The 15,864-nt window shown below is 32.6% G+C and carries 9 protein-coding genes; 8 read left to right on the plus strand and 1 reads right to left on the minus strand.

All coding sequences use genetic code 11. The annotated features are described in order from the left end of the window. Window positions 1–3,281 (minus strand): Ig-like domain-containing protein (locus H3Z82_RS12605; RefSeq protein WP_182205869.1); only part of this gene is annotated, 3,281 nt, incomplete at its 3' end. Window positions 3,282–4,605: 1,324 nt separating this feature from the next. Here H3Z82_RS12605 and H3Z82_RS12610 point away from each other — a divergent pair. The 8 genes from H3Z82_RS12610 (at window position 4,606) to asnB (ending at window position 15,864) form a co-directional block, all read left to right on the plus strand. Next, window positions 4,606–5,616 (plus strand): glycosyltransferase family 2 protein, encoded by a 1,011-nt coding sequence (locus H3Z82_RS12610; protein WP_182205870.1) that lies wholly within the window; start codon window positions 4,606–4,608, stop codon window positions 5,614–5,616. A 28-nt stretch (window positions 5,617–5,644) separates the two neighbouring features. After that, window positions 5,645–7,183, plus strand: a complete 1,539-nt coding sequence (locus tag H3Z82_RS12615) for a lipopolysaccharide biosynthesis protein (RefSeq protein WP_182205871.1) — start codon at window positions 5,645–5,647, stop codon at window positions 7,181–7,183. Further along, entirely contained in the window at window positions 7,180–8,169 is a 990-nt protein-coding gene (locus tag H3Z82_RS12620) for a glycosyltransferase family 2 protein (protein WP_182205872.1), read from the plus strand. The genes H3Z82_RS12615 and H3Z82_RS12620 overlap by 4 nt, the downstream gene beginning before the upstream one ends. A 48-nt stretch (window positions 8,170–8,217) precedes the next feature. After that, window positions 8,218–9,318, plus strand: coding sequence for a glycosyltransferase family 4 protein (locus H3Z82_RS12625; RefSeq protein WP_182205873.1), 1,101 nt, complete (start codon window positions 8,218–8,220; stop codon window positions 9,316–9,318). Next, a complete protein-coding gene (locus H3Z82_RS12630; RefSeq protein ID WP_182205874.1) occupies window positions 9,315–10,532 on the plus strand; it encodes an O-antigen ligase family protein in 1,218 nt (405 codons plus the stop codon). Before H3Z82_RS12625 ends, H3Z82_RS12630 begins: the two co-directional genes overlap by 4 nt. A 1,172-nt stretch (window positions 10,533–11,704) precedes the next feature. Further along, window positions 11,705–12,778 (plus strand): glycosyltransferase, encoded by a 1,074-nt coding sequence (locus H3Z82_RS12635; RefSeq protein ID WP_182205875.1) that lies wholly within the window; start codon window positions 11,705–11,707, stop codon window positions 12,776–12,778. A gap of 6 nt (window positions 12,779–12,784) precedes the next feature. Further along, the gene (locus H3Z82_RS12640; RefSeq protein ID WP_182205876.1) at window positions 12,785–13,930 is read left to right on the plus strand and encodes a glycosyltransferase; all 1,146 of its coding nucleotides are present in this window, start codon (window positions 12,785–12,787) and stop codon (window positions 13,928–13,930) included. A gap of 29 nt (window positions 13,931–13,959) precedes the next feature. After that, a complete protein-coding gene (gene asnB / locus H3Z82_RS12645; protein WP_182205877.1) occupies window positions 13,960–15,864 on the plus strand; it encodes an asparagine synthase (glutamine-hydrolyzing) in 1,905 nt (634 codons plus the stop codon).

A 15,864-nucleotide genomic window follows, 5' to 3' on the forward strand; every position in this document is an offset into this window, starting at 1 on the left:
GTAGCGCCTCCCGTAGCGGTTAAGGTTGCACTTGAACCAGCACAGATGCTTTGATCTGCTCCAGCATCAGCAACAACTTCAACTGTATTTGTAACTGTAACTCTAATAGTATCCGTGGCCTCACAACCGTTGGATATTCCTGTAACAGTATATGTTCTGCTTGTCGAAGGACTCACGGTAATGCTCGCTCCAGTGGCCCCGTTACTCCATTTATAAGTCGTAGCTCCAGTGGCGGTTAAAGTGACATTATCACCTGAATTTATCGTAACATTACCTCCAGCTTCCACTATTGGCAGTGCATTTACTGTTACTTTGACCTCATCCGTATCTGAATATTGGCCTGATTCGTCATAAGCAGTAACCGAATATGTGGTGGTCGATGATGGGCTCACTGATATACTTTCGGTTGTTGCTCCCGTACTCCACAAATAAGTAGCGCCTCCCGTAGCGGTTAAGGTTGCACTTGAACCAGCACAGATGCTTTGATCTGCTCCCGCATCAGCAATAACTTCAACTGTATTTGTAACGGTAACTATTACGGTATCTGTAGCCTTACAACCATTGCTTGTCCCGATGACAGTATAGGTCGTGGTGGCTGTGGGACTTACATTGATTGTCTCACCAGTTTCACCATTACTCCATTTATAGGAAGTAGCCCCTGTTGCAGTTAATGTGACGCTTTCTCCTGCATCGATAGTGCTACCGCTCCCTGCATCAACAGTTGGCAGCGGATTGACCGTTACGGTAACTTCGTCCGTATCAGAGTTGGTTCCTGTAATATCGTATACCGTGACCGAAAAATTGGTGGTTTCATTTGGACTTACCTCTATACTTTCGGTTGTAGCTCCAGTACTCCATAGATATGTAGAGCCTCCTGATGCGGTTAGGATTGTGGCTGTTCCTGCACAGATATCAATGTCCTCGCCAGCGTTCGCAACAACTTGCTGAGCTACAGTGACGATGATTTCTACATTACTCGAACAACCAGAAGGACTAATAGAACTCACTGAATAGGTTGTTGTAACTCCTGGGCTCACCGTTATAGATTGAGTGGTCTCACCAGTATTCCATTCGTAACCATCTCCTCCACTCACTGTAAGTGTTGTTGATTCACCTTCAGAAATTATCAAATCGCCGGTTATTATGAGTTCCGGTGCCTCTTTTACAAAAACGCTAACTTCATCCGTACTAAAACAGCTGTTAGTACTCACTTCAACACTATAAACAGTATCTGCAGTTGGATTAACTTCTATCGAAGCTGTCGTTTCACCTGTACTCCACAAGTACGATGTTCCTCCTGTAGCTGTTAATGTTGTTGTTTCACCATTACAAATGGTTTGATCTTCTCCCGCGTTTGCTTCCGGTTTTGGAGTAACAGTTACGGTAACGCTAGCTTCATCAGATTGGTCATAAGCATCAGAAACTATAACGGTAAATGTAGTTGTGGTTTCTGGTGTTACTTGAATACTCTCGGTTGTTTCTCCGGTACTCCAAACATAGTTTGTGCCCCCACTTGCCGTGAGGGTGGCGGTTGCGCCTTCACAAATCAGTTGGTCACTACCTGCGCTCCCTTGGAGCGCTTCGGGAAAAACCGTTACTATGGATATGGCTTTAAATTTACCGTCTGCACTCGTAAAAGTTATGCTTACTTCACCCACTGAAATGGCTGTTACAAGTCCTTTGGCATCCACCGTTGCGATGTCTTCAGCATTAGAAGTCCATGTACCGTTTTTATTGGTTGCATTTGTGGGTGTAAACGTAGTAGATAATTGAAGTGTTTCGGCAATGGCTAGTTCTGCTGTATTTGGTGTTAATTCAACATCTTGTACTGCTATTGCATCATTAGGTTTGTCAACTTGGTTCAAATATTCTTCTAACCAGGTATACCCGCTAGGGGCGATATCGTTGTGGTCTTGGCCTTCGGGGACGTTGGCTTTAAACCATATTTCTGGGATGTGGGGGTTGGAGATGTAGAAGTTTGATGGTCTTTTTTCACTCGGCATTGTGTTTATTAAGTCATTAGCGAGTGACTCATATTGATTATTAGGAACGTAGCCTGTCATAGCTCTAGTTTGTGCAGCACTCACAAGTACTTCGTCTATATGATCTCTATAATATTTAACGGTCCCATCATTAGCTATATACTCACAAGCTCCAACCTTTTGGAAGAGTTCCTTTTTTAAAGCCGAACTTGATAATACAGAAATGATTCTACCTTGCATTGGTAATCGATTACGTACAAACCATTCTGGTTTTATTGGAAATGTACTGTCCGCAAAAAGATACCAACCATTTATAGGGTTACTTGGATAATCTGTTGGCCTATTTTCAGGAGAAACAAAGTTGTCTTCATCCCATATTTGTGGATTCATCGTCCCATTTGTCCACGTAGCAAACAATTTTTTATCACTCCTTTGTCCAACATTCGTAACAGCACCACCTTGATAATGATTCCCTATATGGTTTAATCTAAAATCATACGCATCCGTCCGAATTGTTCTACCTTGCCAATTATGAGAGAAGTTATTAATTAGATCTAATTTAACTTCACCTCCTATCTTTGGATGTCTCCACCCGCTATTTGAAATAACATTTCTTAAAATAGATGCTCCACCATAACCTGGACCATTTGAATTACCTATTATCATTCCTTGTGAGGTATTTCCAATAAGTAAATTCTGAAAAGTTATGTTTCCACCAGACCCTGATCCCGAAGCAGCGTCTGCACCAACTGCCTGACTATTGGCGTAAGCAAAAGAACACCTGTCTACGATTATATTTGAACCTTGATTATACTGCAAACAATTTCTATTTAAAAAATACGGACCTTGCTGAGATTTATAACCATTTCTAAACCTAATCCCTCGCCATATATGATTGCCCACGGTTCCACCTATTTTTATTTCTGATCCTATAATTGTTATGCCCCCATAAGGAGCTGAAAAACCATTCACAGTAAGATTACTATGCATTGTTTCTTCGGTATAAATTACAGTCTGAAGGTTGATCACCCCACTAACATCAAAAACAATAGTTCTTGCACCTGCAGTAAAAAAAGCTTCTCTGAAACTTCCTGGACCACTATCATTAAGATTAGTTACATGCAGTACGGCTCCACCACGACCGCCTGTTGTATATGCTCCTGCTCCAAAGGCTGACGGGAAAGCAGGTTGTTGAGAATAAGAAGAGCTACTTATACTAATCAAGAGCAGATATAATAAAAATTTGAATTTAAAGTTTGGTTTGGTAATTATTTGATTTGCGTAAATTTTCGGTATCATTGAGTATTAATAATTTGGGGGGTTAAATTATCGGGACAATTTATAAAACAATTTTTAAGCTTTCGTTTAAAGTATTTATTATTCGATAAAATGTACAAATAAATAGTCCTATTCTTACAGTGGTTATTGATGTATAAATTTTTTAGACAGATCTTGATTAAAGTCTCGATTAATGTTGCAATAAGTACGATGAAATACATAAAAAAGACTTCCATAGGTAAACTTTAACATTTAACCTCTTTATGAATTGAACTAAACTAAATCAAAAACCACAACTACACTCCTGTTTTTCAATATTTTAGACCACAAATTAACTTCATGGATTTTAATTAGGAGTATTCAGATTTTCCAAATCATTTTATAAATAGAGTTTTACACAGTGAAAATTTCGTGACAGGAACAATCTGAGAACAAAAGTAGAGACAGCTTACGTACCAAAATTTGTTTAGAAATCTAAAACAAGAGTTAGAAAATATTGTTGGCATTAAGTTTTTATAAATAATTCAGAATACGAGTGCGTCCTCATCATAGAGATGAAATAAAACAATTTTAAATTGCTAAAAAAATGCCCCATGTCGTGGTAGAGAATGAATCCACGACAAATATGGCAGTGAAATCATATAAAGAGAATGAAAATCGCTTGAACGTGGGTATAACCTATCAAAAACGAGCAAAATGAAAGAATCCCAGAAACCATGCATCTACCTATCACCAATAATTTTTAAAATATTATCCATTTCGGGGAAGCCTACATAAAGGTAGAAATTTTGATTCTCATATTTACCTTCTTTCAAAGAATTGGCCATTTAAAATTCTTGCAAGAATTCAGTCATAATTACCCGTTATGGGTACTCTTTAATAAATTAGAAATTAAGATAGAACTGTTAGATTACTCCTGACCCTCAGTTTTCTTGTTTTTAATAATAAAATTTTTTTAATTAGTGGCCATAACTGCATCGCAGCTGAAATATTATCCAGAATAAGAGAACTTGATCGAAGAAATTCATGAGATTCTTGGACTTTAACCTATATTTTCAACACAAAAACGATTTTAAAAATATAAACATATTAATAGGATAAAAATGTGTTGATTTGTACGAGTTCATCGTGATTGTGTTGGTTACTTTTAATTAATCTCGTAACTGACATATTATGTGAGTTGTGTTTTTATTAGTGTTAAGCAAAATTAGAATTCTGGAAAACAATCTGTTCTCTATTATGAATTGAGTTTTTTAAAATAAAAGTATAATTTTCAATTTCTTATAAAGACTTTATTCAAGTATTTAATTATTTTGAGAAATTAAACCAAACCTAATATTTTTAAATGGAACCATTAATCAGTATCATCATACCAATTTATAATGTTGAAAAATACTTAAATGAATGCATAGATAGCGTTATAAATCAAACTTACAAAAATCTCGAAATCATTCTGATAAATGATGGGTCACCGGACAAGTGTGGTCCAATTTGCGATCAATATAAGTTAAAGGACGATAGAATAATTGTAATTCACCAAAAAAACAAGGGTTTAAGTGGTGCTAGAAACTCAGGATTAGAAGTGGCATCTGGCGATTATATAGGGTTTGTTGATAGCGACGACTGGATTGGGGAAAAAATGTATGAGGTCATGCTTAATCTACTATTGAAATATGATTTAGATATTATCGAATGTGAAGCTAATCAAACAAATCATGAAATTGACTATAAAACAGGTAGTTATGATGTGGCAATCGAAAATTCATTTAAAGCACTTCACCGAATAATAAAGAACTCGAGTTTTCCTGTATGGAGAAGATTATATAAAAAAGAGATTATAAAAGACTCAAGATTTGTATTAAATAAAACCTCTGAGGATGTCTATTTTATGATTGACAATATTCCTAAAACAAACAAAATGGGATATTATGGATTTCCTTTCTATAATTATAGAGCCAACCCTACAAGCATAATGAGGAGCCCATATAACTTGACTCGTCTGGATGACTCTATATCAGCAGCCCTGTATTTGAAAAATGAACTTGTGTCATTTATCTCCAATAATAAAAAGAACGAACAAGGTGTTAAACAGAAAGAGCTTTTATTGGTAGTTCAAAATTTTATTTTAGACCAACTCATTTATCATTATAAAATGCTGAACTATTATCCGGAAGTAGATCCAAAACATACGAATCGAAAAAAAGTAAAAAACCTTATTGACAAAAACTATTTTAATAGTAAAAATCATAGCCCCTATATAAAATTCGCGAAATTTTTACCTGAGCAACTATTTAAATTTTTAATAGATTCAAACAAAATCAGACACAAAGCTCTTAAATCCAATCAATTCACTTAATTACTAATTTGAATGTCAAAGTTAAAAAATGTCAAGAGTTTCTAAGTCTTTGAAGAATGCGAAGGTTGGGTTGTTTTTCTACTCAATTACAATTTTTGTCGCGTTCTTTTCTCGTAAAATATTTTTAGACTACTTAGGAGCTGATTTTATAGGACTTATTTCAGTTCTACAAAGTATTTTAGGGTTTTTAAACATAGCAGAATTGGGAGTGGGCACCGCAATTGGCTATGCTTTATATAAACCAATCTTTGATGGAGATAAAAAAGAAATTAACCAACTCATTCAATATTTCGGGCATTTATATAAAAAAATAGGTTTAGCAATTCTTGTTTTAAGCCTATTAGTTTCAATCTTTTTCCCTTTTTTTTTTACCGATGTTCCTTTTACACTACCTTTAATTTATTTTGCGTTTTTCACGTTTGTTTTATCCTCTCTTGTAGGGTACTTTTTGAACTATCACGTTACCTTATTTCAAGCAGACCAAAAAGAATACTTATTATCAAAGTATGTACAAACTGCCGGGATTCTTAAATCCGTATTACAAATAACTCTAATATATAATTTTGCTAATTATTACGCTTGGATTACAGTTGAACTCCTTTTCGTATTTGTGATAGCTATTGTATTAAGATGGCGAGTTAAAAAATCATATCCTTGGTTAAAGATTACTTTAGATAAAAATGCTAAATATATAAAGTATCCAGAAATACTTGTTAAGATAAAGCAAATTGTTGTTCATAAAATAAGCTTTTTTGTTCTTGTGGGTACGGATCAAATACTGATATATGCATTTGTAAATCTTCAAAGCGTAGCTTTTTTCAGTAACTATCAACTCATATTTGGTTATATTCAATCTTTTGTTAATAATGGCTTTACAGGATCTCAGGCGAGCATCGGCAATTTAATTGCAGAAAACGACTTTCACAATACAAATAAGGTGTTTTGGGAAATGATGGCAATTAGATGTTTTTTTGGAGGCTTTCTATTTATTATACTTTACTTTTCGACAGGTTTTTTTATAGATATTTGGCTTGGAGGCGAATTTGTTTTAAGTGATGATGTTTTAATTTTAATGTGTGCAAATATTTACATTTCTCAAGCTAGGAAACCTGTAGACGATTTTATTAACGGTTATGGTCTTTTTGCGGATACTTGGGCTCCAATAACAGAAACCTTACTCAATCTAAGTATCTCTATTCTCTTAGGTTTCTATTTTGGAATTACAGGAATACTTTTAGGAACCTTTATCAGCACATTTTTAATAGTTGTTTTATGGAAACCATATTATTTATATACTCAGGGATTTAAAATTCTTGTTTGGCACTATTGGAAAGATTTCTTTAAATTGCTTTTCTCATTCTTAATAACCTTTTTATTGTTGAAATATATAACAAAAAACAATTTAAATACAGAACCAGTCAATTTTTTCGACTGGGCTATCTATTCTGGTCAAGTATCAATACTTATATTTCTAATTTATGTTATATTATTATATTTACTTAATCAGGGTTTTAGAGATTTTATTAAAAGAATCAAAAAAATGATTATTCAAAAAAGAAAAAGATGAAACCAAAAATCAGTGTGATAGTACCTGTTTATAATGTAGAACAATTCCTTTCAAAATGTATTGACAGTATCATTAATCAAACTTATGAGAATTTAGAAATTATTTTAGTCAATGACGGATCTCCAGATAATTGTGGATTCATATGCGATGAATATGGCAAAAAAGACAATAGAATAAAGGTTATTCATCAAAAAAACAAGGGGCTTTCTGGTGCTAGAAACTCAGGTTTAGAAATCGCTAGTGGTGATTATATTGGATTTATTGATAGTGACGATTGGATTCATGAAAAAATGTATGATACACTTATAACCCAATTGCTATTGCATCAATGCGATTTAACTAATTGCATCACTATAAACTCAAACCAGACATGGGAAAATGAACCATTAGAAAATTATAAACCAATAATTCTAGACAAAAAAGCTCTATTATATAATTATCTCGATTATGGATTTTATATTGTAAGAAACTTATATTCTAGAGAACTGATGAAGGACCTTAGATTTGATGAAAACATACCTTTTGTAGAAGACATGTTTTTTGGTATTAACGTGGTTGAAAAAATTGATAGAAGTGTATTTATAAACTTTCCCTTATATATATATAACCAAGACAATACCAGTTCTTTGACTCGAGTAAAGTATAATAAAAATACATTTATATCATTAAAGGCAAATAATTATATCAAAAAAAAGACTCTTGCTATCTTTCCAAACGATATTGAGTTACAGTCAGTCATTAGAAATAGAATCATTGGAAACTGCCTCTATCATTTTCAAAATCTCTATCACAAAAGTAATATACATTTAGATAAAGATGATATGATGAAAAGAAAGTCAAAACAAGCCTACAATGATAATTTTGCCTTCTTTAAAAATCCTTCAGTTTTTAAAACAATTATTAGACTCTTAAATGTGTCACAACTAAATTGTTTTTATCGCACCTATTTCGCTCTAAATAAAAAAAGAATTGAATCGAAATGCTGATGTAATATTACTTCGTATTTAATGTATTCTCTATTTTAAAAATGATTTATGCCTAAAAAGAAAATAGATTTCGTAATCTCATCATTGACACATGGTGGTGCTGAACGTGTGCTTGTGTTAATGGCTAATAGCCTGGCAAGAAACATAAACAATGAAGTTTCCGTGATAGTTCTCTACAAAGCAAATGAGTCCTATACGTTAAATTCTGCAGTGAAAAGAATACAATTAAAACAAAGTAGATTTATACCAACTTTCACCTTGGATAGCATTATTAATTTAACGACATACTATCGAATTAAGTCGCGAAGACCCGATTTTTTAATTTCTTTCTTAACAACGACAAATTTTATTGCAATAATTGTCGCTAAGGTTTTCTCAATCAAAATAATAGCACAAGAGCATATTTCTTATTTCGGGTCTATTCAGGATAATGGTTTTATCACTAAAATAACCAGAAAGTATTTATACAAAATGGCTGATAAAGTCACTGTACTGACTTATAACGACGTCTCTGGTTATAAAAAACTTGGCGTTGATGTGTGCGTGATGCCTAATCCGTGTAGTTTCAAACCCATTACCGATAATTCCCATCCTAGAGATAAAATAATTTTAGCAGTAGGAAATTTAGATCGTCACCATCACAAAGGATTTGACAACTTAATAAGCATAATGGCACCAATACTTGAAGAGTATCCCGATTGGCAACTAAAAATTGCAGGCTCAGGGGAAATTGGCTTAAAATATCTTACAGAATTAGCTAAAGAAAAAAACATTTTGGAGAAAATTATCTTTACTGGATTTATTAACAATATTTCTGAAGTCATGCACCAATCGTCTATTTTTATCTTACCATCAAGATTCGAAGGATTGCCAATGGTACTATTAGAAGCCATGTCGCAAGGTATGGCATGCATCGCTTACAATTGCAAAACAGGTCCTTCAGATATCATTGAAAACAATAAGAACGGACTATTAATAGATGATCAAAATATAGCAAAGATGCAAGGAGGTTTAAGGAAACTTCTAATGAGTGAAAACTTAAGACTTAGGTTATCTAATGAAGGAGTAAAATCTCTTGACAAATATGATGTATTGGCTATTACAAAACGCTATGAAGCATTGTTTGAGAAAATAATGACTGCCAAATGAACAAGTTAATAGTTTCAATTTGTTTTTATTTACCTTTCGCAATTAGTTGCTTGAATGTACAGGAAATCACAGCAAATTTCGTCTCAACGAGTCTAGCTCAAATTATCGCTTATCTAAATTTGGTTTTAATTATTACCGGCGTAGTGCTATTCCGTAAAAACATTCGTATTTTATCCAGTACTAATCGATTATGGTTTGTTTTTTATATTTTATATTATGGTATAGGGCTATTGGCTTCCGGGGTATCTGGCTTTCAAACTTCCATTATTGCAACATTAGTTCCAGTAATATTTTTTACTGGATATAATTTCCTTTTAAGTAATAAAGTACACTTTAATCTTTTTTTTATTATTCTTACCATTTGTTTTGTCATTACATCGTTTATTACAATAATTTTTGTTAAACTCAATTTCAACATCTATACTGGTGAAGTTCTACGTGGGTGGGATCTTGATCGGGCAGGTGGGATTACTGGTGATGCTAATGCAGCAGCACTGACCAATATTATTGCATTCTTGTTGGTTAATCAAATATATAAGCCTTCTAAAATAATTTTTCGTCTTATCAAAATTTTATTGTTGATAACTATATTTTATAGCCTCTTCCTTACATTTTCTACTACTGGTTTATTTACGTTTACTATAATCTTTGCTTTAATAAATTATAAGTTCTTTACGGGTATAAAGATCGTATTGTTCGTCGTGATGATACCTTTATTTTACATAGGGGTTTTTGTGCTTCAATCCGAAGTTCAGAGTTTAGGTTTATCAAAAGCACAAACATATAAAATTGAAAATATAACAAATCTATTAACTTTTAAATTAGATAAAGTAGACAATTCCGGGAGGGGGGATTTGTTAGATAATGTAATTCATTATTTATACAAAAATCCAATTCTTGGAAATGGAATTGATTTTTCGGTTGCTATGAGAGGCCATAATACATATATTGGTATTTGGGTGGATGCTGGGATATTAACTTTCCTATTTTTTATCTTTATGTTATCTTATTACTTACTTAAAACATTTGCATTAATTCCACAGCTTCGATTTTTTGCGATGTCATTATTAATAGTGCTTTATATTTTTATGATAAGTCTACAGAGTGTGATAAACAAACCATACCTAATTGTTATTTTTGTATTTATTGGTTACCTTATTGATAACAATAAATCAGATAATAGTTATATGGATACATCACAGGAAACAATTTAACATTCTCTAATACCTTTGGTGTAATCTAAATTATCTGAAAATTATTAAATTGACTTTTTTCGTTGCAGAAAACTAATCAAAGCTGCTATCGAAAAATAAAATCTGAGTTTATTATATATGTTTTATTCACGTGATACATCTTAATATTCAATATTTTCTTTATTAGAGGTCATTGTTAATCGAAAAACCTAAAGTAATTAAGAAAGTCTTGGGGTTCATTGGCATTTGTCCATTTATGAGATTATACAGATACTAAGTATATCAGCGATGGACAAAACTCCAATCAAAGAATTGCTTACAGACGAATTTTCAAATCAAAATTTCAATGCATAGATAAATTTATTTAACAACTAAATATCATCGCATCAGAACTAATCTGGGTTCTTAAGTAATTTTGAACAGACCGGCATGTATCTATAGATAGTTATTATTTTAATTTGCTTATATTGGAAAATACTCCAATATTTTATGTTTTGTCTCTAATGTCAAAGACGATCCTTCTTAGTTGAGATTCTTTGTCAGCTCTGTCAATTGTGCGTCATATTCTCATCATTAAAAATGACATTGTATATGTTGTCTGGTAGTCAATCTCTCAAAAACTTGTTTATTGGACATTACTTTTTCGCAAATTAGAAAGCGTGCAATCTGCATTGTTGATATTGCTCGCAATCAACTTATTATCTTTCAAATAAATCGAAGAAGCCGTTTGTTAGCAAGTTATTTCATAAATATGTGATGATACGTTGCGGTGCTTAAAAACTCTATCAAGCAGAGCAAGTCCTCCAATGCATTCCATCATATGAATCTTCATTTTTTTTCCCGTAGAGTGGATTTCGCACAAGAACATCTAAAGATGTCCTCAAAAAATGTTATTATGAGTGAATCTACTATTTTAAGATTCTTTACGAATAACACTCTTGTCCTTTCGTCAAATAACATTTTTGAAGTCAAGTAAGTTTAGTTCAAGTTTGATATTAAGTTGTCCCGTTAAATATTTACTTTTGTTCAAATGTAAAGTTTATGGTAAAATCCAAGGTTTAAACAAAGCGGGGAACCCCTATAGGAAACCGTACTTTTCAAAATGCTCATTGGGCACTAAAAAGTATATACTTTAGCCTGAGTAACGGTTATCCTGTTAATAGTCATAATGTATCGCTTAATAATTAAAAAATTTGAACTCTAATAAAATTAAAATCATCTTTGTGCTTCCCAACCTATTACCAGGTGGTGCAGAACGAGTGTTTTCATATTTAGCTCAAAACATTGACGCAAAAAAATTCAATGCAACATTGTTAATAATGGGCTATTCCAAAGATGCTTCTTATAAAATTGAAAATATAACCACCGTCTTTTTAGAAAAACCAAGAGTGTTAAATGGAATTCCTGCACTATATCAATATATTAGAAAAAATAAACCAAATATTTTGGTTAGCGCAGTTGGTCATCTTAATACGGTTACTGCATATATGTCCTTCATGTTTCCTAAAACTAAATTTATATCAAGAGAAGTTACTGTTCTTAGCTTGGATGAATCATTTTTTAAAACAAAGAAGTTTGATCTTTTAGGCTTTTTAAGCAATAGACGTTTTAATTCTTTTGATAAGATTATATGTCAATCACAAGACATGTTAGATGATATTAAAAACAGCTATAAAGTATCTGAAGACAAAATGATAGTAATAAATAATCCCATAACAGATGGATTCAATCTTAAAAACCAAATAGCCATAAACACCCCTATTCAGTATATAACCGTTGGTAGATTAAGCAGAGAAAAAGGTATCGATAGAATTTTAAAGATACTGACAAAACTCAACTTTCCTTTTCATTATACAATTATTGGCGACGGAGTTGAAAAAGATAATCTTTTCTCCTTAATCGACCAATATGGTTTAAAAGATAAAATCACTCATATCAATTTCACAAAAGACGTCGCAATATATCTTTCTAAAAGTGATTTTTTCCTACAAGGATCCTATTTTGAAGGTTTTCCTAACTGTTTAATTGAATCATGTGCCGTCGGCACCCCTGTCATAGCTTTTAAAGCTCCAGGCGGTACTAAAGAAATCATTGAGGATGGTATTAACGGTTTTTTGGTTGAAAACGAAGAACATTTTCTTGAAAAACTAACGGCTCAACATAAGTGGGATCCAATAGAAGTTAGAGAATCTGTATATACGAAATTCAATAAAAACTTAATTCTTCAACAATACGAAGACTTATTTCTTAATATTCTTAAACAATAAATCGGAATGAAATTAGGAATATTCATTTACTCATTATCAGGTGGAGGGGCTGAAAGACAAACATCATATATATTGTCATATTGTCATAAGCACAATATTGAGACGCATTTAATACTAATGAACACCACCATTAAATATGATATACCCGAAGGACTACAAGTACATTATCTAGAAAAATCTGAAGTAACTGAAAATGGTTTGCTTAAAGCTATTAAAATTCCTTATTTGGCCTATAAATATTCTAAATTAGTAAAAAAATTAAATATTACCCATAGTGTAAGTCTTTTAGTAAGACCTAATTTTATAAACTTAATCGCTAGTCAATTTACACACTATAACTTTAAAGTTATCTCAAATGAATTGGCTTTTCCAAGCTTACAATATAGTTATAAAGGCTTCCAATCTATATTCAACAAAACGTTAATTAAAACATTATATAAAGAATCTGATTTAATTATTGCTAACTCGAATGGGAATGCGAATGACTTAATAGATAATTTTAAAGTACCTTCCAGCATAATTAAAGTTGTTTATAACCCAATCGATTTAGATAAAATAAAATCCATTGAAGCCAGTACGTCATTGTTCGATACTGAAAATTTTAACCTTATCACCCTAGGTCGCTTAGATCGAGGGAAAAATCATGAAATGTTAATTAGAGCGGTTCATAAATTACAGAATCCGAAAGTGCGTTTGTATATTTTCGGTGTTGGAGAACTACAGCAAGAATTAGAAATACTCATCCAAGAGTTAAAAGTTAATGAAGCGGTGAAACTCATGGGTTTTAATCCCAACCCCTATCAATTTCTTAAAGCAGCAGATCTCTTTGTATTTGGATCCAATCATGAAGGGTTTCCGAACGTTTTATTGGAAGCTATGGCTTGTGGATTGCCTATATTAAGTACGAACTGCCAATCTGGTCCAAGTGAGATTATGGAGTTAAATACCGATAAAAATGACTTAATGATAACCGACTATGGCATTCTAGTACCAATTAAAAATGTTAACTTAATGGTTAAAGGAATGAACTATTTTATAAATAATAAAAGCTACGCTCAAAATTGTAGGATTAATAGCCTTAAACGTGTTAAGGATTTTGGAAAAAACCGTATTTTGGAAAAATACATCAACACAATAAAGTCAATAGCTTAGAAAGGGAGCTTAAAAATTAAATTTTAAATATGTGTGGAATCAACGGCATTATAACCAAGTCCAATCAGAAAAGAGATAAGCTTTCCGAAGTCATTAATTCCATGAATAATCTCATCATCCACCGAGGTCCGGATGATGATGGTTTGTTTTCAGAGGAGAATCCTGATTTTTCCGTTGGGATGGGAATGCGAAGATTATCTATCATTGACTTAAATTCGGGAGAACAACCTATATTTTCAGACGATAAGCAAATTGTCATCGTGTTTAATGGCGAAATCTATAATTTTAAATTAATTAAATCTAAACTGGAAGCAGAAGGTGTTTCATTCACCACTAATAGTGATACCGAAGTTATCTTGAAAGCCTATGAAAAATATGGCGTTGAGTCCTTTCAATGGTTAGATGGCATGTTTGCATTTAGCATCTATGACAAAAACCTCAATAAATTATTTATTGCCAGAGATTTTTTTGGTGAAAAACCTTTGTATTACACGCATACCGATAAAGAGTTTATTTGGGCTTCAGAACTAAAATCTATTATTAAAACCATAAATTTTACTCCCACTATTTCAAAAAAAGGCTTGAATCTTTATTTTAGATTAACTTACATTCCTGCTCCACATACCATTTACGACAATATTTTTAAGCTTGAAGCCAATCATTATTTGGAATATGATCTGTCTTCACACAAGACAGCAATTCACAAAATCAATGAGGAACCCAAACCTAAAGCTTCCAATATTTCTTTTGACGATGCCAAATCAAAAACGAAAGACTTGGTTTATAACAGTGTGGAAAGTAGATCTATTGCCGATGTTGGCTTGGGAACGTTTTTATCAGGAGGTGTTGATTCATCGATTATCACACTTTGTTTGGCACAAACTACCGACAAAAAAATTGATACTTTTTCAATCGGGTTTAAAAAAGCTTCTTATGACGAGTCGGATAAATCTCGAGTTGTAGCTAAAATGATAAATAGTAATCACCATGAATTTATCATAGATGAGAACGATCTTAAACATAATATTCACGACATATTATTGAATTTCGACGAGCCATTTTCTGATTCGGCGGCCTTACCCACTCATCTTCTCTCCCAAAAAACGAGTCAACACGTCAAGGTTGCACTGACCGGTGATGGTGGCGATGAAGTATTTGGAGGGTATAACAAGTACTATATTGGTAAAATGAATGATAAATACACGAGTTTTATACCCAAGGGCCTACATAAAACTATCTCAAGATTAGGTAATAAATATCTTATCGATAAAGATGATCATCGCGGGCGAAAATATCAAATTAACAAGTTGCTGAATGCCATAGATTATAATGGTGAGTTTTATTGGGATATTATCTCGCTGGCTAATACGAGCAATCAATTAGCTGAAATAATTGCACCTGAGTATTTCGAAAATAACATCTTTGCTGAATATAAAGATATTTTAAACTATCAAAAAGTTGAGACATTAACAGATTTTAGACTAGTTGATAAAATATTGAGTCTTGAGGGCGGAATGTTGGCCAAAGTAGATAGAACTAGTATGATGTCTTCATTAGAGTGCAGAGCGCCTTTTTTGAATAGAGAACTATGGGAATTTGCCAATACGCTTCCCGAAAATTACCTAATGAAAGGTTGGAATAAAAAGTATATACTAAAAGACGCCTTCAAAGATCAGTTTCCAGAGAAATTTTTAGATAAAAGCAAAAGTGGATTTGGCAGCCCGACAGGAGATTGGTTAAGACAAAGTTTCAGAACGGAGCTCGAGAGCTATATCGAACCTGAATTTTTAAAATCACAAGGAATATTTAATGTAGAAGTGATTACTAAATTGGTGAATGATCATTTAGACAGTAAAAAAGACAGTTCGTTTAGGGTTTGGACATTATACTGTTTCCAAAAATGGTATAAGTTCAATTATCTTAATCAAAATTAA

Source organism: Gelidibacter maritimus (assembly GCF_014062315.1).
Lineage (GTDB): Bacteria > Bacteroidota > Bacteroidia > Flavobacteriales > Flavobacteriaceae > Gelidibacter > Gelidibacter maritimus.

What these genes read in the sequence shown, in the direction of transcription:
- H3Z82_RS12610 (WP_182205870.1), top strand. Translation starts at nt 4,606, where the DNA reads ATGGAACCATTAATCAGTATCATCATACCAATTTATAATGTTGAAAAA.
- H3Z82_RS12615 (WP_182205871.1), top strand. Translation starts at nt 5,645, where the DNA reads ATGTCAAGAGTTTCTAAGTCTTTGAAGAATGCGAAGGTTGGGTTGTTT.
- H3Z82_RS12620 (WP_182205872.1), top strand. Translation starts at nt 7,180, where the DNA reads ATGAAACCAAAAATCAGTGTGATAGTACCTGTTTATAATGTAGAACAA.
- H3Z82_RS12625 (WP_182205873.1), top strand. Translation starts at nt 8,218, where the DNA reads ATGCCTAAAAAGAAAATAGATTTCGTAATCTCATCATTGACACATGGT.
- H3Z82_RS12630 (WP_182205874.1), top strand. Translation starts at nt 9,315, where the DNA reads ATGAACAAGTTAATAGTTTCAATTTGTTTTTATTTACCTTTCGCAATT.
- H3Z82_RS12640 (WP_182205876.1), top strand. Translation starts at nt 12,785, where the DNA reads ATGAAATTAGGAATATTCATTTACTCATTATCAGGTGGAGGGGCTGAA.
- asnB (WP_182205877.1), top strand. Translation starts at nt 13,960, where the DNA reads ATGTGTGGAATCAACGGCATTATAACCAAGTCCAATCAGAAAAGAGAT.